Raw genomic sequence first — 19433 nt, forward strand, 5'->3', positions numbered from 1 at the left:
CTAAAGCAATGTTTAATAAGAATTAATAGCATTACTAGCTGCATTAAAAGTAAAATTAGATAATCTTTTTTAAAAAAATTATTAAATGGTTAATATTTACCCTTTTGTACATTCGTATCAGTCAATATCTACAGTCTATCTAAACTGATAAGCAGGAAAATGGCTTTACTGCGCCATATAAATCAATCTATATCTGTTTAACCTCGCTTTGGCTTTTGACTGCTTGTAAACTCATCTAGCTTGCCCCGAATAGATAACCTTCAAGCATTAGATATCGCTATTAAGAATGATATTCATAGAGAGATATTTTTCCATTGGAGGTTTACAGCAAATTAAGCTAGCTGCTTTTTACTTAGACGATGTCAGTATTCCTTATCTAGATTAGATAGAATTTGATTGAGCACTAAATTCGCTCAGTACTCATCTATGAGCGGTGTTAATGAGGTTTTATTGATAGTGTTTTAGTTCTTGGGGGAGGTCTCCTCCCTAAATGAGAGAGTTTCCCTATCAGATACACAAACAAAAAAGCCAGTAACATAAGCTACTGGCTTTTAAAGTTTAAACTGTCTTCAAGCGTTACAGCGTGTAACGAATACCAATTGCGATACCGTCGTCTTCTGAGATCTCCATAGCTGCTTGCTGTGCTTTATCTGCACTAGTGAAGTCACTAAAATCTTTACGACCTTCTAAGTAAAGTACAGTGTTTGAATCCCAAACATAGTGAACACCTGCTACTGCAAACTGGCGTTTAAACACATCACCATTATATGCTGCTTCATACTCGTCACCAGCATCTAAAATGTTGTAAGAAACGAAGGTACGGATGCCGTTATCGAACTTGTATGAGAACAGTGATTCAACACCCCATGCCTCTGGAAGCATGCGACCTAGGTTATCAGTATCATGGAACTCTTGCTTGTTGACGTTTGCTGCGCCGTAGAAACCTTCTCCGTCCCAGTCGCCCCACGTGATACCAGCACCATAGATTGAGTCAGTTTCAGTAAAGCGCTGACCCGTTGAAGTCGTCGCTTCAAACTCACCTAAGTTAAAACCAGCAGTAAGTGTAAGCTTGTCAGTAACGTTATAGGTTGCCGCACCACCGTAGGTGTAGTTGTATTCAACCGTTGTTACAGCATCGGCAGTATTTGTGCCAATCGCTTTAACAGCCATAAAGTTAGCAGTTGGTAAGATTGGTGATGAGCCATCTTGCTCTTCATCTACATCAAAACTGTCTTGCTTTAACTGTGCTTGTAGCGCAAAGCTAAAATCACCGAATGCATTACGGTATTGAACAGTCTTATCGCCACGACCAGTACCATTTACCGCACCGTCTGCTTTGTTGTAGGTGTAAGTACCAGAAGCATTACCATCCCAAACAAAACCGTAGTTAGTGTTGTACACGACGTCATACCATGCGCCCCACTGCTTACCAATGGTAATAGAACCATAAGTATCGTGGCTTAAACCAACATAACCTAAACGGTTATTAAGAAAGTCACTGCTTTGAGATTCAAAGTTACTTTCACTGCTGTATGCAATAGTACTGTTACCAAATGGGTTAACGCCCCACTCTAATTTAGTGTAGGCCTTCCAACCGTCGCTCATTTCACGTGTAAAACCGAAGTTAATGCGTGAAGCGCCGTTTACGACTTGAGTATCACCCTGAGTGTTAATGATTCGAGCATCAATGAAGCCGCCGATTTCAACTGCGTTTTTACTGTCTTTATAAATTTCGATTGCTGATGCTGTTGGTGCAAAGATCACTGCGGCCAAAGCCGATGCTACTAAAGTCTTTTTCATGTAATGCCTAACCTTTAATTATGTTCAGTCTGCTTCATCAATATTTATTCCATTCCGTTGTTTTCTTTCTATCCTAATTGCAAACGAGGTTAGCAAAAGATTAGCAATCACTCAAAGACGAACATCACAAATACAGCCATGTTTTGCACTAAATTAACTAGTGAAACCACAACCCACAAAGGATTAAACCAACTGTTAACATTTAAGCAGCAGCTTATTAATAGCTTTCAATCTAAATTAACGTCATCTGATTTGATGTCACTTGACTGAAACTTTTATTCATTATTGAAAGTATTGGTTCGGCAATGGGCCCTAATTGACGATTAATGTAGTAATCAAAATCAATGGGAGATGTTTGGTGGGAAACAGGTTCTGCGCCTGATGTTGTCATCACGTACTCTATTCTGGCTCCTCTTTTCGTCACGCTCTCATCGTTGGTAGCGTCAAACAGTATTCTAGCCGCTTTTAGGTGTGGAGAAGACTTTGCAGTGTAGTCTTCAAGGTTACGCCTTAGATTTTTTACGAAGATCAGCTCCTCGTCATAGGCTCCTCGATTTAGTGCTTCAATCGTGGATTTAATGTAGCCCTCTACATCTTGATGATCGAACAGTCGCTCATACAGCTCATATTGCACACGCCTAGCTAAGGGGGACCAGTCACTTCTCACTTGCTCCATCCCTTTAAAAATTAACTCCTTCTCACCTTTAACAGTTAGTTTGGTACCGACGTAGCGCTTTTTAGACCCTTCGGTAGAGCCGCGGAGCGTTGGCATAAAAAACTGTTCAAAATGGGTTTCAAACTCCAACTCAAGAAAACTCTCTAGTTCAAAGTCGTTGGTTAACTTTTGTCGCCATCGCTGATTAACTTTTGATGCTAGAGATTTACCGGTCGCTTGTACTTGTTGTTCGTCATAATCATTTCCCAACCACACAAATGTTGAATCGGTATCGCCATAAATAACCTCAAACCCCTCTTCTTCGATCCAGCTGCGTGTCTGTTTCATTATTTCATGGCCACGCATTGTGATAGAGCTTGCAAGCTTGGCATCATGAAATACACAGCCACGAGAGCCGAGCACCCCGTATAACGAATTCATAATAATTTTAATTGCTTGAGATAAAGGAGCATCCTGGCTGGCTTTGGCCTGCTCTCTTTGCTCAGAAAGGTACTTAATCAACTGCGGCAATATAGGAGTTTTACGACTAAAACTTGCACCTAAATAACCTGATACCGTTTCTGTTTCAGCTTGCTCTGCAGATTCAACGAGTCCCTTAGGATCAATAAGGAACGTTCGAATAATTGAAGGGTAAAGGCTCTTAAAATCTAACACTAGGACATGCTTATACAGTCCTGGTACAGAGTCCATCACATAACCGCCGGGGCTTTCAATTCCATCACTTGCAGGCGAGCTTGGCGCAACATAGCCACTTCGATGCAAATGCGGTAAGTAGAGGTTCATGAATGCTGCAACAGAAGCGCCTACCCGCCCAAGTTCCAAGCCGGTCAGCTTGGCTCTCTCGATAGCAAAATCAAACAACTGGGTTTTCTCAAATATGTCCCATACCAATCGGCTGTCTGTTAGGTTGTAATGGGCTAAGGCAGGCTTATCATTTGCAAAGAGTTCATTAATCTCATCCATTCTATTGACAACATTGTCGATAGCTTTCCCTTCATCTAGCAATGCTCGCGAAACAAATTCCAGTGAATAGCGATCAAATTGGTAAAAAGCAGCTTTTAACCAATCAATGCCATCAAGCACAACTCGGCCATACAGTGAGAGCGTCTCAGGTCGAAATTTATCTTCGACTTTCCAAGATAGATTTTGGTTATTGCGTCCAATGGCCAGTGCTATGCCATGATGTTTTGCGCGGCGAAATAGCAAGGCTAAATCAAATGTCACTACAGACCAACCGATAATAATGTCTGGATCGTATTCTTTAAACCAAGCGACAAGCTCATGGATCAATGCCACTTCATTGTTAACCCACTCAATATAATTAACCTCAACCTCTTGAGGCTGCCCTACCATTATCACTTTTTCAAATACGGCACCATTTTCCGTTTGGCCATATAAGCCAACAGAATAGAGCTCACCAGAAAAACTACACTCAAAATCAAGCGAAACAGCTTTTAGAGGTTGTACGAGCTCTGCCGGTCGAGCTTTTTTAGCGATAAATCGCGGCTCTGTACCTTGTTCAGCTTCTACATAATGACCACTAAATTCAACATCTAAGGCGATAAAGCGTTCGATAAGAAATCGATGCTCAGCCCTAATGTCACTCTCATACAGCTCTATAGCTTGGTCTTTAGCAACTCGAATCAAATTTCGTTGCTGCCTTATATCACTGCAGTAAAGTGCGCTAACGTTTTCGAGTTGGAAGTTTCTTAGCGGCAAACGCTTGCTGCGGATATTAGTAAGCTCACGGTGCTCGTTGAGTAGCCCTTCATCTGTTGTCCGAATAAAGCAAACATGCTCTTGCTCCGGAATTTCAACTATGACGGGGCCAAATTCGGTCGCCACAACATATGCTAAACTTAACCCCGTTTTTTGCTGGGTGACGTGACGAGTTAGCACGCGACCTTTCAATATCTGTGACGCACTAACAGTAGGGTTCATAGCTATAGACTCAATTAAATTCACGAATAAGCACTTATTTCTTCTTAGGCTATGTAATCACTGTTATTATGTACAGCATTATTTACTGGACCAGTGCATTCATGTTATCCGCAGACGTTAAAACCCAGATCCGTACTATATATAAAGGCATCGCTTCGTCTTTGCCCAACTTTCGCTCTCGGCGAGAACAGAACTATATCGTCGCGGAGATCTCGAAAACGCTTGCGGGGGAATACGATAAACAGCGTCGAATAATAGTAGTAGAGGCAGGCACGGGTATTGGTAAGTCACTGGCCTATATTCTAGGGACAATCCCACTGGCATTAGCCAGTAAAAAAAAGGTCTGTATCGCAACGGCGACTGTGGCACTGCAAGAGCAGTTACTGCACAAAGACTTGCCCTTTTTCCTGCAGCATTCAGGGTTGGATTTTACCTTTGGTTTAGTCAAAGGCCGTCAGCGTTATGTGTGTTTATCAAAGCTAGAGATGCTTGTTGGTCCAGACAACAGTTCGCAAATGGCAATGTGGCAATCAAAGCCCGATCAAAGCCAAGTTGATATGCTCGAAGGCCTACTTAAAGATTTTAAAGAGTCCCGTTGGAATGGTGAGCGCGATACACTCACCAAACCACTGCCAGATCACCTATGGCAGCAAATAGCCTGTGATAAACATAGCTGTCACAAACAACTCGCCAGCCATAGAAACTGCCCGTTTCATAAAGCCCGAGAAGATATCGATACTTGGGATGTTCTGATTGCTAACCACAGCTTATTGTTTGCAGATCTAGAACTCGGAGGAGGTGTTATTTTACCCGATCCAGAAGATCTCTATTATGTCATAGATGAAGCACATCACCTGCCTATCGTTGCTCGTGATTTTAGTAGTGCACAAGCCACAATTCGAGGTGCCACCGATTGGCTGGAAAAGCTAACGAAAACGACTTCGAAACTGCAAAACCAGATTAAGAGCAATTATATTATTGCCCCTGCGCAAGCAATGCTTGACCATATCGGTGATATCAGTGGTTTACTCAACCAAGTTGCCCATTTTTGTGATGGCCAAGCTAAGCAATTCGATAACCCTGAAAATCGCTTTCGTTTCGAACATGGTAAATTACCACCAGCTCTGCTTATTCTCGCAGAAAACTTAGCCACGGCCTCTAATGTTGCCCTTAAACAGTTTAATAAAATGCTCGCCCTGCTCAATGAAGCGATAAAAGATGGTGATATCCCCAAACATCAATCGGAGGCATTACTGTCAGAAACCGGCTTTATGCTGCAGCGAATCGAGAATTTACAAAAGCTGTGGAGGATGATGGCTAAACAAGATAATCCTAAAGGCGCACCAATGGCTCGCTGGATAGAACAGCTGACAGGTAAGCAATCAGATTATTTATTCAGTGCTTCACCAATTGAGGTCGGCTTTATGCTTGAGAATTTACTCTGGGATAAAGCTGCTGGGGTTGTACTTTGTAGCGCAACACTCAGAGCACTGAACAATTTTAATCATTTCACTCATCAAGTCGGTCTGTCTATTAATGATGGTAGCCGTTACCTTGCGCTCGACTCACCGTTTGATTTTGAACAAAACGCCACCTTGTTCTTACCCCAAATGGACACGGAGCCAACCCATGACAATTATACCGATGAGCTGGCAAAACAGATTATCGCGCTTGTTGAAGATGAAATGGCAAGCTTAGTGCTTTTTGCATCATACTGGCAGATGGAAAAAGTGGCAGATCTGGTCGAAAACAAAATTAAAACAAGCTTACTCATCCAAGGTACCTTGCCAAGACAAGAGATCTTAAAGCAGCACAAAGCCCTTTGTGATGACACCAAACCAAGTATTATCTTTGGTACTGGCAGTTTTTCAGAGGGACTCGATCTACCGGGGGATTACTTAACAAATCTCATCATCACTAAGCTACCCTTTGCTGTGCCGACCTCCCCTGTAGAGCAAGCTCACTCAGAATATATTAAAATAAAAGGTGGAAATCCCTTTTTGCAACTCACAATCCCAGATGCGTCGCGCAAACTGGTACAAAGTTGTGGTAGATTACTCCGAAAAGAACAGGATTATGGCCGAATTTCTATTTTAGATAGACGCTTAGTGACCAAGCGTTATGGAAAATCTTTATTAGATGCCCTACCACCTTTTCGACGTGTTATTGAATAGGACAACGATTGGACTTAATACTAGACCCGAGTAGCTGGGCTTTACTGGCATTGATAGGGTTAATTGCAGGGTTTATCGACGCGGTTGCTGGCGGCGGAGGACTACTATCAATACCGGCTTTGCTTACCATGGGAGTACCTCCTCACATGGCACTGGCTACCAATAAGCTGGCAGCGTGCTTTGGCTCATCAATGGCTGCATACACTTATTATAAGCAACGGCTATTCTCTCCTAGCTTGTGGTATCACACATTTATAGCCACTTTTATCGGCGCAGTTATCGGTACCTTTATTGTTTCGATAATCGATAACCGATGGCTAGAAAAGTGGTTACCGCTAATAATTATTGCTATTGCTATCTATACTCTTTTTCAGCCCAATGCCATGGGTTGCAAAAACTGTGACATTCCAGTGAAACCCAAAAGTAGGTTTAAGCAGTGGCTACAAGGTCTGCCACTTGGTTTCTACGACGGGTTTGCCGGGCCGGGTATTGGTGCGTTTTGGACAGTAACCAGTACCGGGATGCACAAACTGCCTTTGCTTTATAGCTTAGGGCTTGCTCGAGCGATGACCTTTACCAGTAACTTAACGTCACTCATCATCTTTTTTGTGATGGGACAAGTCAATATAAGTATTGGCCTAGCAATGGGAGTATGTATGATGATTGGTGCTTATATTGGCGCGCATTCTGCCATTAAGTTTGGCCTCCCTTTTATTAGGCCTATTTTCGTCACCATGATTTTACTTATTGCTGCCCAGTTAGCTTGGAGTGCCTGGGTATGAATACCAATGAACTCATCAATAAACTCAAGCAGCAGCTAAAACAGTTAGAACAAGATGTATTGCAGCACGATGCACAATTGCCGCAAGGGCAGCGTAAAATGATGCAAGATGTTGAGCGCTTTAATAATGAGCTCTTTATACAAGAAGGCGCTCAGCTCAAACCATGTATCGATCAGCTATCTAAAAATATAGCCCAACTGCAACAGCTCCTTGCTGCAAAGCGCTCACATCCTACCATTATCTCTAGCTGTGAGAAGATCCAAGACAGGTTTAGTGCAGTGCGCCGCGCGCTGGCAACCACCAATATCAACATTAAGTCGCTAGAGCAACAAAAGCGTACCCGCCGAGCACATGCAATTAAGCGGGGGGCGAAGGCTCACCAACAAAGTGGATTTAGCTGGATAGCATCAAATGTCATGCAAAACAGCCATCAACTGTATGAAGAACTTAACAAACATTTGAACTGGGCTAAAATTATTGAACAAAAAATTGAAAATTTGCAATCTTCTCTTGAAAACTGTCATAGTGCTGACAAAATCAAGCTACAGAATGAGATCCTTGCTCAACACTCTCGCCTCGGCAAGTGTCGGCAAGCTACTAGCTATATTGAAGATCGTATCCAATTATTTGAGCGACCTTTCAAGAGCCAAAATCGTTAAGGAGCAACAATGAAACCGCTACTACCCATCACCGCTATTCTCGCTTTATGTGGTTCTTCTGCGGCATTTGCTGCAAATTTAAATATTCCTATGGCATTTGAGTATATTGCGCTTGATGGAAAAGAAGTTGAAACCAGTTTGTTTAACCACAAATCTGAGCTTGAATTGGACAACGGCACCCACAAAATTGCCATTCGTTATAACGATCTTGTCGAAGACGACTTTAGCGACAGCGAAACCAATGTTAAGTCATCTCCGTTTATCATCACGCTTAAAGTTGATGGTGATTATGAATATCAGATGAAACCAGCAGATGGCGATTTTGTTAAGCACCCAAAAAAGTTTGCTAAATCGCCTCAAGTGGTTATCACTCGTAACGATAATGGCAATGTAAACTACCAAGTAAAGCAGACTAATATTACAGAAGAGTCATTTGTATCTCGCCTGTTTAGCGGCAATACCGCGACTGATATTGATGTCGAAGCGGCAGTTGCAACGGGGGCTGCAGCAAGTGCAGCTACGGCATCTTCAACGCCAGTAGCGCCAGTAAGTAAAGCTTCACCAGCTGTTGCAGCAACCGCAGTCACAGCGACAGCTGCTACAGCGAATAGAACGGTCACTACAGCTGATGACGCTGCAAAGGCCGAACAGATGCTACAGTACTGGTGGTTACACGCAGATGAGAAAACACGTAAAGAGTTTATGAGTTGGGCTATCAAACAGCTTTAAGTTTTTTAAAGCATGCTGCCACTCATCTATCACGCCAGCTATTCCAAGCTGGCGTTACCCTCCAAACACCGTTTTCCTGCAACTAAATATCTTTATCTATACCAGTATCTGTTACAGCAAGGCATTGCGAAGCAATCGCAATTTTTCGCTGCACAAGCGGTCACACAACAAGCATTAACTGAAACACACTGCAGCAACTACGTAAGTCACTTCATCAATGGCACACTTGATGCTAAATTAATGCGACGCATTGGGTTTCCCTGGAGCAAGTCCTTATTAGAAAGAACACTGCGCTCTGTCGCGGGTACTGAATTAACCTGCAGAAAAGCCATAGAATATGGCTGCGCCATCCATTTAAGTGGAGGCTACCATCACGCCCATCATCAATTTGGCAGCGGTTTTTGTATTTTCAATGATTTAACCTATGCAGCTCAACAAGCTTTAAAGTATCCAGACATAGACAAGGTACTCATTTTTGACTGTGATGTGCACCAGGGCGACGGCACCGCGACAACCGCAGCCACTTTTAATAGCATCATCACTTGCTCTATTCATTGCCAACATAATTTCCCCGCACGTAAGCAGCAATCAGATTACGATATAGAACTTCCTCGCGGTACTGCTGATAAATACTACTTGGAAACTGTAAGTCAAACTCTTAACTACCTTATTCGCCTACATCAGCCCGATCTCATTATTTACGATGCCGGTGTCGATATTCATACTGATGACAACCTCGGCTACCTTAATATCAGCACTGAAGGTATTTATGCCCGCGACAAGTCGGTAATACAGCAAGCGTATTCAGCCAAAATACCCATTGCTTGTGTGATTGGAGGGGGATACAGTAATGAACAACACCAACTCAACATTCGACATAGCCAGCTGTTTTTAGCTGCTAATACCGTTTTTAGCAATGACCTTAATAAATAGATTTATAGATTTGATCATTAAAAATGATTCAGGGAGAGGTATATGCAATTGGACATTAGAAATTACTATGAAGTTCTTTTACTTGAGATGCTTTCAGACGAAGGCTTGTTAGATGAGTTACCTGCAGATTATCTTGCAGATCTATGCTGCATTACACTGAATAAATTACCGACTCGATATATTCGACACTTAGTTGATACCTACTTTTTTGAAGATTATGCCGAGCTAACCAAAATGAAGTCGGAGATCCAACAAGCATTGGAAGAATCTAGAGCATTTTTGAAGGCAAATCAGAAAAAAGAGGCTTAACACAATAATGGGAAGCTTACAGAATATTTGCAGGTTTCCCTAGAGCCACACCACATTGGTTAACAATCACATGAGTCACTGTTAATATTGGTATTATTCACAAAAATTATAAGATTTATAAGGGTAATAACCAGGAAAGTTAGAAGTAGAAAGGATTTGGAGGTTTCCCTAGAGCCACACCCCGGCACATGAGTCACTTGCTGCGGTTGCTCCCTTCCAGGCCTGGCCGAGTTCACAAGTTATCATTGCGGGGGGACCCTAGGGTCACCACTGATTTCGTTGAAAGCAGTTGCTCTCAAGAACGGCAGCATTATCTACCATGTATCGACTCCAAGCAAGTCATTATCGAGTTTCAGCCGCTACTTTTGGTTCAATCGCTGATTCTATAGACAAAAGCCTTCAATAGAAGGCTTATTTATCCTTAATTGCCTGAGTAAAACGATATCACTACAGGCTCAACACTGCCTTATTTTGCTCTATCAACTTTTCTCCGATACCTTTTACATTTGATAGGTCACTGATTGAGCCAAACTTACCATGTGTCGTTCGGTAGTCCACTATTGCTTTCGCTTTTGAATCACCAACACCTTTCAAGGCCGATAATTGAGCAGCACTGGCAGAGTTAATACTAATAATCTGAGCACTCTTTTGAGTAGATACTTTATTAGTTTCGGCAGCAACGTTATCAACGGCTGCTTGTGCAGATGAAAATGACATAAGGCTAGTAAGTAATAAAGCGGGTATTAATTTCTTATTCATTGACTGTATCCTTGTATGTTCCATTAGTTAGTAACCTCACTCCGTCTCCTTGGTTACGTTGCAAAATGTAGATCACACCCACGAAATACGCCACAAACCGACCAACATCTCACGCTAAAGTTTTACGCAGCGATCAAGATCACAAAACAACCTTACAAATGAACTTTCAATTATTCTAACTAAGTATTCAAATCGATTCCGTTTGACGGATAAATTTGTAAGTCGCAAACACACTTTACAAACACACCTCAAACTTAGCCACTTTATGAGCTCTGCATCACTTTAGTTGCGCTTCAGTTTTGTTAGATAATAACAACTCAACTCATTTTGAAGTTAATCACGACTGCTCTAGAGTGTTTCAATCGACAATAATAATGGACTGACAAATGTCATTAGACTCTACAGAAGCACCCAATCCGATCAGCAGTAGTATTACTGCTCAACAGAAAAAGCTAATAATACTAGCCGCAGATATAGTATTGCTTTTCCTGATGTATAGTTTTCTCCCTTTTGAACAGGGAGTTAATACTGGACTCGCTTTGCTGACCTTTGCCGCCATATTGTGGCTAACAGAAGCAATACACATCAGTATTACCGCGATTATGATCCCGATACTCGCGGTGCTCTTTGGCGTGTTTGAAACACAAGCTGCGATGAGCCATTTTGCCAACCCCATCATCTATCTTTTCTTTGGTGGATTCGTATTGGCTGCGGCCTTGAATCATCAAGGGATAGACCGACTGATTGCCCAGAAAGTACTCATGGCATCTAAAGGCCGGTTATCTGTAGCCTGTGTCATGCTATTTGGGATCACAGCACTACTGTCGATGTGGATAAGCAACACTGCTACCACTGCAATGATGCTGCCTCTTGCACTTGGGATTTTGCATCAGATAGACATAACTAAACATAAGAGTACCTATCTGTTTTTACTTCTCGGTATTGCTTATTCTGCAAACATTGGTGGTATTGGTACATTAGTGGGTAGCCCACCGAATGCGATTGCTGCAGCTCAAGTCGGTTTATCTTTTAGTGATTGGCTAGAGTTCGGTTTAATCACTGTCGCTATCATGCTGCCGTTGATGTTAGTGGGTCTTTACTTATATTTAAAGCCCGATCTGTCGATGATCTGCGAAGTAAAAGCTGAAAAGCAATCACTAACTTTCCAAGGTAAATTGACACTACTTATATTCATCACAACAGTTTGTTGCTGGATATTTAGTAAGCCGCTTTCACAGGCGTTGGGCGGCATCTCTAAGTTTGATACAGTTGTGGCGCTTAGCGCTGTTGTGACCCTCGCGGGACTTGGATTAGTGCAATGGAAAAAAATTGAGTCAACGACCGATTGGGGTGTATTAATTCTATTTGGCGGTGGCCTCACGTTAAGCGCTGTACTTAAAGCTACTGGGACGAGTGTATTTTTGGCCCATTGGGTTACCGATATATTTGGTAATGCTCACATGGCACTATTTATTTTTGCTGTAATAGCATTTGTTGTCATGCTGACCGAATTTGCCAGCAATACCGCTAGCGCAGCACTTTTAGTCCCCGTGTTTGCCGCTATAGCAGAAGCGCTGGGACTATCACCTGTGATGCTGTCAGTCCTCATCGGTATTGCTGCTTCTTGTGCATTTATGCTACCAGTCGCCACACCGCCCAACGCCATCGTTTATGGCTCAGGCTACATTAAGCAGTCCGAGATGATGCGAGCAGGCGTTATTATTAACTTCATTAGTATGTTTGCGCTTTACATTATTGCGCACACCTTCTGGAATATTTAGCGCTTCCGAGGTCAATTCTAGCGTTTAACTAATAAAGCAATTTGATTGAGTCAGTAAAGCCGCTGTAAGTGAACACTTACAGCGGCTTTACTGCTTGAATGACTGCAAATTATAACGCAGCTAATCCTTTATCGAGCGCGGAAATGATATCTTCAACGGCTTCCAATCCGATTGAAATCCGCAATAGGTTGTCCGTAATTCCCGCCTTCGCTCTTTCATCGGGCGTATAAGGTGAGTGTGTCATTGATGCAGGATGCTGAATTAATGACTCAGCATCTCCTAGGCTCACGGCAATAGAGAACAGCTCTAACTGGTTTATAAACTTAATAGAAGCTTGCAGATCCGCATCTAGTTCAAAGGCTATTACGCCACCTGCTCGTTTCATTTGATGCCCAATAAGCGCATTTCCACTGTGACTTTTTAGTCCAGGGTAATAAACCTTTGATACGTTAACATGCCCCTCTAAAAACTCTGCCACACGTTCAGCGCTATCACAGTGGCGCTGTAATCTGACATCGAGAGTTTTAAGCCCACGTAGGATGAGCCAAGCATCGTGAGGAGAAATAACCCCACCAATGTCTTTAAGCACTTCATACTTAATCACGTCCATCTGCTCACGGCTTGCACACACTACTCCCGCAATCACATCGCCATGTCCATTGAGGTACTTAGTAGCACTATGGATCACAATATCAATACCGTGTTTTATTGGTTGTTGCAGCAACGGGGTCATAAACGTGTTATCAACCACACTAACCAGCTTATGTGCTTTTGCTATCCGAGCAATGGCATCAAGATTGAACACCTTTAGATGAGGATTAACAGGGGTTTCACAAAATATGACTTTTGTATTGGGTTTGATAGCCACTTCTATTTCATCGAGATGACTAAAATCGACTAAACTCACCTCTATACCAAATTTGGCGAGCTGTGAGTTCATCAACGCAAACGTACAGCCGTAGACAGCATTAGAAGCAATGAGGTGATCGCCACTCCTTAAATTTGCCAATAATGCGGCCGAAACCGCCGCCATCCCTGATGCGGTCGCCGCAGCACAATCACTGCCCTCGAGTGCTGCGATTTTGCGTTCGAGCTCAGCGGTAGTCGGATTACCTAAGCGAGTATAAATAAAGCCTGGTTCCTCCCCGGCAAATCTAGCCCCGCCCTGCTCTGCACTGTCAAACACAAAAGTTGCACTTTGGCATAGCGGTGTAACCAGCGCACCATGTTCATTAGATATATGCCCAGCATGAATAACCTGCGTTGCTTGCTGCCACTTGTCCTGCATTTCAATCTCCCACTCAATGCTTGTTGAGCTGATGCGATTTAATAGTTGTTGTTTGCATCTGCCTGGTGCCAACTAAATCAATAAGTAACAATTAGAACTGCATAGCTGGCTACGATGTAGCTCATTTCATTAGGCCATTAATGGCCGATGACTTTGAGCTCAAATTACACGTGTTTTAGATAATTACCTTGGACTAGTCCAAGGTAATTAAATACTATTGAGTGAAGATTAATATCTTGCGGCTTGTAAAATAAATGTTACGTGAGGGCGGCATGTGTTTATCTATAAGGCACAGCAGTCGGTCAAAACTTGCTATCTGTCTTCAACTTCTTGCTTTTCCTTCTTGGCTGTTTTGCCCATGACCACAGAGGTTAACTCTTTTAAATCCAATAATAGCTCTTTATGGATCCCTTTTAACTTAGGTTTTGTCTGTTCATTAAACTCAAGTGGCCGACAGAGCGCCATCGCTTGATAGCCTAAACGTGCTGTCAACAGCCCTCCACCTAGTCCCTGACCTAAACGTGCAGACAGCTTCCCCGACATTTCAACTGACAACAGTTGAGTACCCAAATCGGTGACGATTTCACTGGTACCCGCGTAGATAATATTGCCAATAATGCCACGAATGAGCTTAATACGACTCCAATACCCTAGTTCAATGCCATAACATTGAGCGAGTTGGTTAATCATGCTTTGGTTACGCCAAAGAATAATTGCCATATCAAGCACAGCTAATGGGCTAGCAGCCAGCAACAGCGCTGATTCTTGTGCAAAACGTCTCACTATTTTTTTAGCCTGTAGATCTCTATCGACCAGCACACAAGCTTCAAATAACACCAGCTTCTCAGCGTCGTTATGCTCGACACTCACTTGCTGCAAATAGCGCTCACGGTGTGAGTTATTGGGTAACTGCGCTAATAACTTATCGATAAAGAGATCGGCTTCTCCCATCTGCATACTGTTGAGTAATCGCATGCCTGTTGCCTGGGTTTCCTCAACCTTTTTAAGCCTTTTTAGTTTACGCCATTCAGTAACGCTGACTTTTAGTGCCCAAGATACCACCAGTGTTGCCACAACGGCGTACAAAGTAAACAACCATGAGCTTTGGACAAATGCATCATATAAACCGAGGCTCGTCTCAACGGTTGCAATAGCTAACACACCAAGTAGACAGGCTCTGCCTAACCAACCACGCTTTGTTTGTTGCGTTGAAGAAAGGCCATCATTAAGCTGTTCGACATGATCAAAGTGCTCATCTAACTTAGTTTCTAACTCTTGCTCTGATAGTGACTCAATTTCGACAAATTCTTCATTCGTCGAAAAGCTAGATGCCGGCGCAATGTCCAATACTGTATCTTCATCAACGGATTCGAATCGCTGTTGCTTTTTAATTGAAATGTTATCTGTATTCACTTTAATTTATCACCAACTAGATACTGCAATACATGATCGAGCCTAATATGCTCAAAGTCAGCCTTATTCCCTTGCTTTCTAGCTACCTTACGCGGCGCAAAACTGACAAAATCAAAGCCTTGCTGCTGCCAAAAGTCTGCTGAAGGAAGAGATTTAGGCACTTCTCCAGGAAACAGCGTAACCACTTCACGATTATCAAGATCGATTCCTTTTACAACTTCAACGTCACGGCCATTTTGTTTTACCATACCGTGGGTCGTCGACTTAATGGCACTGATAGCCATAGTCTCAACCTCACAGCCCTCAAATTTGGCATGTTGCTGACTTTGTTGCACCAGCTGACTAAGCAAAGACAAAACATTACCCTGTTGATCGCGGGTGACATGATCAATTTTGCTTGCGGCAAACAGCAATTTATCAATTTTGGGAGAAAATAGACGCTTTAATAAACTTGATTGGCCAAATTGAAAGCTTTCCATCACCGCTTGAAGTGCATTTGTCATATCGTCAAACTGCTGCTTACCACGATTTAACGGCGTAAAGCAGTCGACCAATACTAACTGCCTATCAAATTTTGCGAAGTAGTCATGATAAAAAGGCTTCACTACGCGAGAGACGTATTCAGCGTATCGCTGTTTCAACGTATTATAAAAGCTATTTGATTCAGTTTTTTCAAGTATAGAGAACTGCTCAGTGCTGACATTTATCAATGGGAAAAGCGCCAGTACAGGCGTACCTTCGAGCTCTCCAGGCAGCAGCAGTCGCCCTGGTTGAGCATAGTAAAATCCATGCTGCTCAACGCAATCGAGCAATAGCTTTTGATAACTATCAGTAATTTGTTGTAGCTTTGCTTCATCAGCAACGGCTGCTAATTCAATGCTATTGAGGACTTCTATAAAGTCGCTAAAGTAGCTTGAACACTCAAATATTGATACTCGCTCAAGCTGCGACTCTGACCACTGTTGAAAATTCTGTTTTAACATTGGCAAGTCAAGCAACCACTCACCGGGGTAATCAACAATATCCAAATACAAAGTGGCACTATCAGTTAGCTTTGACAGCAATCCTTTTGCCGGGCGGTACTTAATGGCTAGCCTAAGTTCACTGATATTGCGGGTTGATTGCGGCCATGATGATGGCTCATTGCTGATCGCGCTAATCGCGCTTTCATAGTTAAAACTTGGAATGGTCAGATCAGGTTGTAAATCTCGTTTAACACCAAAAAGACGACTGTCTCTAGCAACCCGCCACAAAGGTAACTGACTGTTCCCCTCTGTAATGCCGCTGTGTAATAGTTGATTAACCAGCCCGGTGATAAAAGCGGTCTTACCTGCGCCAGCAAGACCCGTTACCGCTAAGCGTAAATGTTTATCGGTAGTTCGCAGGGCTAGCGCTTGAGTATTTTTACTTAGTTTTTTAAGAGAACGTTTGATACTTGCCATAGGCAGAATTCGAACCTGTTGAGGGGAGTTCTAGGGCAGTATACGGGTATATACTTGTATGTGCTGCCCTGCTTCGAACTATAGGTTATTGATTTCGTTTTTAAGATCGTAATTATCAGAAGTTACATGTCGCTCTAAACTTTGTAATCTAAGCTCCAGTGCTCTAAATTGGCTATTCACATCCCTTAATGCCATCTTAGCTGGTTCACCTGATTGCCAAACTTTCTTTTTTACTTCTATCTCTTTATGGCTCGACTTGTTCTTATCTGTGCCTGGTTTGATATCTAAAATCATCCAAAGCAAAACATAGATAATCAATACAATTCCGGAGCCACCAAGTAAAAAGATAGAGGCTGCAAGCACTCTGACTAACCATGTTTCAAAATTGAAGTAATCTGCAATCCCTGCGCATACTCCCGCTATTTTACCTGATTGAGGAATTCGATATAAAGTTCTGCTTGTGCCTTCACTCATGTCTAACTCCTCCTTTATTTAATCACCAAATTGAATTTATTTACCTCAGTGGCAAAACCTTGTGATCTATTCATCTCGCCCCCTCCACTGTGGTGCCTCACTGTCCAAGATTGCCTCAAGGGTTTCAATTCGTTGTGACATTTTGTCAGCTTTAGCAATAAGTTCGTTTAACTGGCCAAACTCTTCATCGGTAAGCCCCTGACTCACTTGTCGTTTACTGCGGTAATGCAGTATTAACCAAATCGGAGCCACGACAATCATAAAAATAATAATTGGGGCGATCAAAATATCCATGTCCATAACTCACCTCTGCTCCGTTGTTATTTAGCTTTTGTTTTGCTCTTGCTAGCCTTCATTTTAGCTTTCATGGCTTCAAGCTCATCGTTTACAGAATCTTCTGCTTCCAATGCGGCGAACTCATCGTTAAGGGTTTTCTTGTTGCCAAGGTCATAGGCATCAACTTGTGATTCTAAGCCTTCCACGCGACGTTCATACTGTTCAAACTTACTCATCGCGTTATCAATCTTACTTGAATCTAGCTGTTTTTTAACCTCAAGACGTGAAGATGCTGTTTGTTTACGCATGATAATCGTCTTTTGACGTGCTTTGGCATCAACAAGCTTCTCTTGTAATAGGCCAACTTCATCTTTCAAGCGAAGAATATGTTCTTCGACGACAACCAACTCAGCTGCTAAAGTGTCAGCAAGCTCATTGGCCTTTTGCTTTTCTATTAGCGCCGCTTTAGCAAGGTCTTCACGATCTTTTGACAATGCCAGTTCAGCTTTGCTTTCCCAATCTTGTACTTGCTGCTGCACTTTAGCAATTCGACGAATAATCTCTTTCTTTTCAGCAAGTACTTTCGCTGATGTTGAACGAACTTCAACTAGAGTATCTTCCATCTCTTGGATGATCAGACGAACCATTTTTTCAGGGTCTTCAGCTTTATCAAGTAATGCGCTGATGTTTGAATTTATGATGTCTGCAAAGCGTGAAAAAATTCCCATAATATTTTCCTTAAATTAACGTTGGTTTCGATAATTACTATTCATCATTCGTGCCATTTTTTCATTTTCGTTATAATACAATAAGTTAACCAAAATATTAACTTTTACTTTCATTTATAAACAGAGCATCATATTATTATTTTCACCAATTATTAGCGTGAAAGACTAAAACTTACTGTGAGTAATCAATTTCAGCAAGATAATCTTATTGGACAATCTAATGCATTGTTAGAGGTCCTGGAACATATTTCTCAAGTTGCTCCTTTGTCTAAGCCAGTGCTAATCATTGGTGAGAGAGGCACGGGCAAAGAACTCATTGCAGAGCGTTTGCACTACCTATCAAAGCGTTGGGACGAAAGTTTTATCAAGCTTAACTGCTCATCGTTGAGCGAGAATTTACTCGAAAGCGAACTGTTTGGCCACGATGCAGGCGCTTTTACAGGCGCAAACAAGAAGCATGAAGGCAGATTCGAGCGTGCAAATGGTGGCACTCTATTTTTAGATGAACTGGCCAATACCTCAGGGCTCATTCAAGAAAAATTGTTAAGAGTGATAGAATACGGCGAATTTGAACGGGTTGGCGGTAATAAAACCGTTAAAACCGATGTTAGACTTATTTGTGCAGCCAATGAAGATCTGCCCTCATTAGCAGAAGCCGGCGAATTTAGACCCGATCTGTTAGATAGACTAGCCTTTGACGTCATCACTTTGCCACCACTGCGTCACCGAACTGAAGATATTATGCCTCTCGCTGAATATTTTGCTGTTGGCATGGCGAGACAACTAAAAATGGAGCTATTTGAAGGCTTTAGCCCACGTGCTGTACAGCAGTTAATGGAGTACCGTTGGCCAGGCAATATTCGAGAATTGAAAAACGTAGCTGAGCGCAGTGTTTATCGCAATGCAGAAACAGGCAAAGCAATTGATGACATTATTTTAGATCCATTTGCATCTCCTTATCGACCCACTACGCGGGTAAAAACTAAAGAGAGACAGCAAACAGCTGATGCTCCAGTTGCCAGTAAAGCAACAGAGCCCAGTAGCAGTGCCAACATCAATGAGCCAGTTCGCTTCCCAATCGACTTTAAAACTCACTGTGAAGAGAGTGAAGTCAGTTTACTTAAACAAGCGCTGGAAGCGGGTCAGTTTAACCAGAAAAAAACCGCAGAATTACTGGGTTTGAGCTACCACCAGCTTCGTGGGATCTTAAAGAAATACAACTTACTGGATAAATAATTGCTGTTACGCTGTAGGCACTGTTAAAATGTC

At 42.4% G+C, this 19433-nt stretch carries 17 protein-coding genes and 1 other RNA gene; 8 read left to right on the forward strand and 10 right to left on the reverse strand.

The window, feature by feature from the left end:
* Positions 1-576 precede the first annotated feature (576 nt).
* Positions 577-1800, reverse strand: a complete 1224-nt coding sequence (locus L2730_RS05445; protein ID WP_248973668.1) for a porin — start codon at positions 1798-1800, stop codon at positions 577-579.
* 232 nt (positions 1801-2032) lie between these two features.
* The gene (locus L2730_RS05450; RefSeq protein WP_248973669.1) at positions 2033-4417 is read right to left on the reverse strand and encodes a DNA polymerase II; all 2385 of its coding nucleotides are present in this window, start codon (positions 4415-4417) and stop codon (positions 2033-2035) included.
* A 101-nt stretch (positions 4418-4518) separates the two neighbouring features.
* On the opposite strand from L2730_RS05450, the gene dinG reads away from it, so the two are divergent.
* From dinG to L2730_RS05480, 6 genes are read left to right on the forward strand one after another with little or no spacing between them, the layout of a single operon-like run.
* Complete coding sequence (gene dinG / locus L2730_RS05455; RefSeq protein ID WP_248973969.1) at positions 4519-6591, forward strand: ATP-dependent DNA helicase DinG; 2073 nt, start codon at positions 4519-4521, stop codon at positions 6589-6591.
* 8 nt (positions 6592-6599) lie between these two features.
* Positions 6600-7373 carry a sulfite exporter TauE/SafE family protein gene (locus L2730_RS05460; protein ID WP_020913272.1) on the forward strand — a complete coding sequence of 258 codons (774 nt, stop codon included), beginning with the start codon at positions 6600-6602 and terminating at the stop codon, positions 7371-7373.
* Entirely contained in the window at positions 7370-8032 is a 663-nt protein-coding gene (locus tag L2730_RS05465; RefSeq protein WP_248973670.1) for a primosomal replication protein, read from the forward strand. The genes L2730_RS05460 and L2730_RS05465 overlap by 4 nt, the downstream gene beginning before the upstream one ends.
* Positions 8033-8041: 9 nt before the next feature.
* Positions 8042-8761 (forward strand): DUF2057 domain-containing protein, encoded by a 720-nt coding sequence (locus tag L2730_RS05470; protein ID WP_248973671.1) that lies wholly within the window; start codon positions 8042-8044, stop codon positions 8759-8761.
* Between the two features lie 12 nt (positions 8762-8773).
* The gene (locus tag L2730_RS05475) at positions 8774-9694 is read left to right on the forward strand and encodes a histone deacetylase family protein (RefSeq protein ID WP_248973672.1); all 921 of its coding nucleotides are present in this window, start codon (positions 8774-8776) and stop codon (positions 9692-9694) included.
* A gap of 42 nt (positions 9695-9736) precedes the next feature.
* Positions 9737-10003 (forward strand): late competence development ComFB family protein, encoded by a 267-nt coding sequence (locus L2730_RS05480; RefSeq protein WP_248973673.1) that lies wholly within the window; start codon positions 9737-9739, stop codon positions 10001-10003.
* 165 nt (positions 10004-10168) lie between these two features.
* On the opposite strand, the gene ffs is transcribed toward L2730_RS05480, so the two are convergent.
* Positions 10169-10265, reverse strand: an RNA gene (ffs, locus tag L2730_RS05485) — signal recognition particle sRNA small type.
* A 185-nt stretch (positions 10266-10450) separates the two neighbouring features.
* On the reverse strand, positions 10451-10762 hold the full coding sequence (locus L2730_RS05490) for a ComEA family DNA-binding protein (RefSeq protein ID WP_248973674.1): 312 nt from the start codon (positions 10760-10762) through the stop codon (positions 10451-10453).
* Positions 10763-11148: 386 nt separating this feature from the next.
* Here L2730_RS05490 and L2730_RS05495 point away from each other — a divergent pair, with 386 nt between their 5' ends.
* Entirely contained in the window at positions 11149-12543 is a 1395-nt protein-coding gene (locus tag L2730_RS05495) for an SLC13 family permease (RefSeq protein WP_248973675.1), read from the forward strand.
* Positions 12544-12652: 109 nt separating this feature from the next.
* On the opposite strand, the gene L2730_RS05500 is transcribed toward L2730_RS05495, so the two are convergent.
* The 6 genes from L2730_RS05500 to pspA form a co-directional block, all read right to left on the reverse strand.
* Positions 12653-13831: a trans-sulfuration enzyme family protein gene (locus tag L2730_RS05500; protein ID WP_248973676.1), complete on the reverse strand. Its 1179-nt coding sequence runs from the start codon at positions 13829-13831 to the stop codon at positions 12653-12655.
* 312 nt (positions 13832-14143) lie between these two features.
* Complete coding sequence (locus L2730_RS05505; protein WP_248973677.1) at positions 14144-15244, reverse strand: TIGR01620 family protein; 1101 nt, start codon at positions 15242-15244, stop codon at positions 14144-14146.
* Complete coding sequence (locus L2730_RS05510) at positions 15241-16686, reverse strand: YcjX family GTP-binding protein (protein ID WP_248973678.1); 1446 nt, start codon at positions 16684-16686, stop codon at positions 15241-15243. The genes L2730_RS05505 and L2730_RS05510 overlap by 4 nt, the downstream gene beginning before the upstream one ends.
* Before the next feature lie 78 nt (positions 16687-16764).
* A complete protein-coding gene (pspC, locus tag L2730_RS05515; RefSeq protein ID WP_020913302.1) occupies positions 16765-17160 on the reverse strand; it encodes an envelope stress response membrane protein PspC in 396 nt (131 codons plus the stop codon).
* Positions 17161-17226: 66 nt separating this feature from the next.
* Complete coding sequence (pspB, locus tag L2730_RS05520; RefSeq protein WP_020913303.1) at positions 17227-17460, reverse strand: envelope stress response membrane protein PspB; 234 nt, start codon at positions 17458-17460, stop codon at positions 17227-17229.
* Positions 17461-17480: 20 nt separating this feature from the next.
* A complete protein-coding gene (gene pspA, locus L2730_RS05525; RefSeq protein ID WP_248973679.1) occupies positions 17481-18164 on the reverse strand; it encodes a phage shock protein PspA in 684 nt (227 codons plus the stop codon).
* A gap of 177 nt (positions 18165-18341) precedes the next feature.
* Between pspA and pspF the strand changes: the two genes are divergently transcribed.
* The gene (gene pspF / locus L2730_RS05530; RefSeq protein WP_248973680.1) at positions 18342-19400 is read left to right on the forward strand and encodes a phage shock protein operon transcriptional activator; all 1059 of its coding nucleotides are present in this window, start codon (positions 18342-18344) and stop codon (positions 19398-19400) included.
* Positions 19401-19433 lie beyond the last annotated feature (33 nt).

Origin of the sequence: Shewanella kaireitica (assembly GCF_023284045.1) — a bacterium.
Lineage (GTDB): Bacteria > Pseudomonadota > Gammaproteobacteria > Enterobacterales > Shewanellaceae > Shewanella > Shewanella kaireitica.

Excerpts from the sequence above, each read along its gene's own strand:
- L2730_RS05445 (WP_248973668.1), bottom strand. The coding sequence starts at position 1,800 with ATGAAAAAGACTTTAGTAGCATCGGCTTTGGCCGCAGTGATCTTTGCA.
- L2730_RS05450 (WP_248973669.1), bottom strand. The coding sequence starts at position 4,417 with ATGAACCCTACTGTTAGTGCGTCACAGATATTGAAAGGTCGCGTGCTA.
- dinG (WP_248973969.1), top strand. The coding sequence starts at position 4,519 with ATGTTATCCGCAGACGTTAAAACCCAGATCCGTACTATATATAAAGGC.
- L2730_RS05465 (WP_248973670.1), top strand. The coding sequence starts at position 7,370 with ATGAATACCAATGAACTCATCAATAAACTCAAGCAGCAGCTAAAACAG.
- L2730_RS05470 (WP_248973671.1), top strand. The coding sequence starts at position 8,042 with ATGAAACCGCTACTACCCATCACCGCTATTCTCGCTTTATGTGGTTCT.
- L2730_RS05475 (WP_248973672.1), top strand. The coding sequence starts at position 8,774 with ATGCTGCCACTCATCTATCACGCCAGCTATTCCAAGCTGGCGTTACCC.
- L2730_RS05480 (WP_248973673.1), top strand. The coding sequence starts at position 9,737 with ATGCAATTGGACATTAGAAATTACTATGAAGTTCTTTTACTTGAGATG.
- L2730_RS05490 (WP_248973674.1), bottom strand. The coding sequence starts at position 10,762 with ATGAATAAGAAATTAATACCCGCTTTATTACTTACTAGCCTTATGTCA.
- L2730_RS05495 (WP_248973675.1), top strand. The coding sequence starts at position 11,149 with ATGTCATTAGACTCTACAGAAGCACCCAATCCGATCAGCAGTAGTATT.
- L2730_RS05500 (WP_248973676.1), bottom strand. The coding sequence starts at position 13,831 with ATGCAGGACAAGTGGCAGCAAGCAACGCAGGTTATTCATGCTGGGCAT.
- L2730_RS05510 (WP_248973678.1), bottom strand. The coding sequence starts at position 16,686 with ATGGCAAGTATCAAACGTTCTCTTAAAAAACTAAGTAAAAATACTCAA.
- pspC (WP_020913302.1), bottom strand. The coding sequence starts at position 17,160 with ATGAGTGAAGGCACAAGCAGAACTTTATATCGAATTCCTCAATCAGGT.
- pspB (WP_020913303.1), bottom strand. The coding sequence starts at position 17,460 with ATGGACATGGATATTTTGATCGCCCCAATTATTATTTTTATGATTGTC.
- pspA (WP_248973679.1), bottom strand. The coding sequence starts at position 18,164 with ATGGGAATTTTTTCACGCTTTGCAGACATCATAAATTCAAACATCAGC.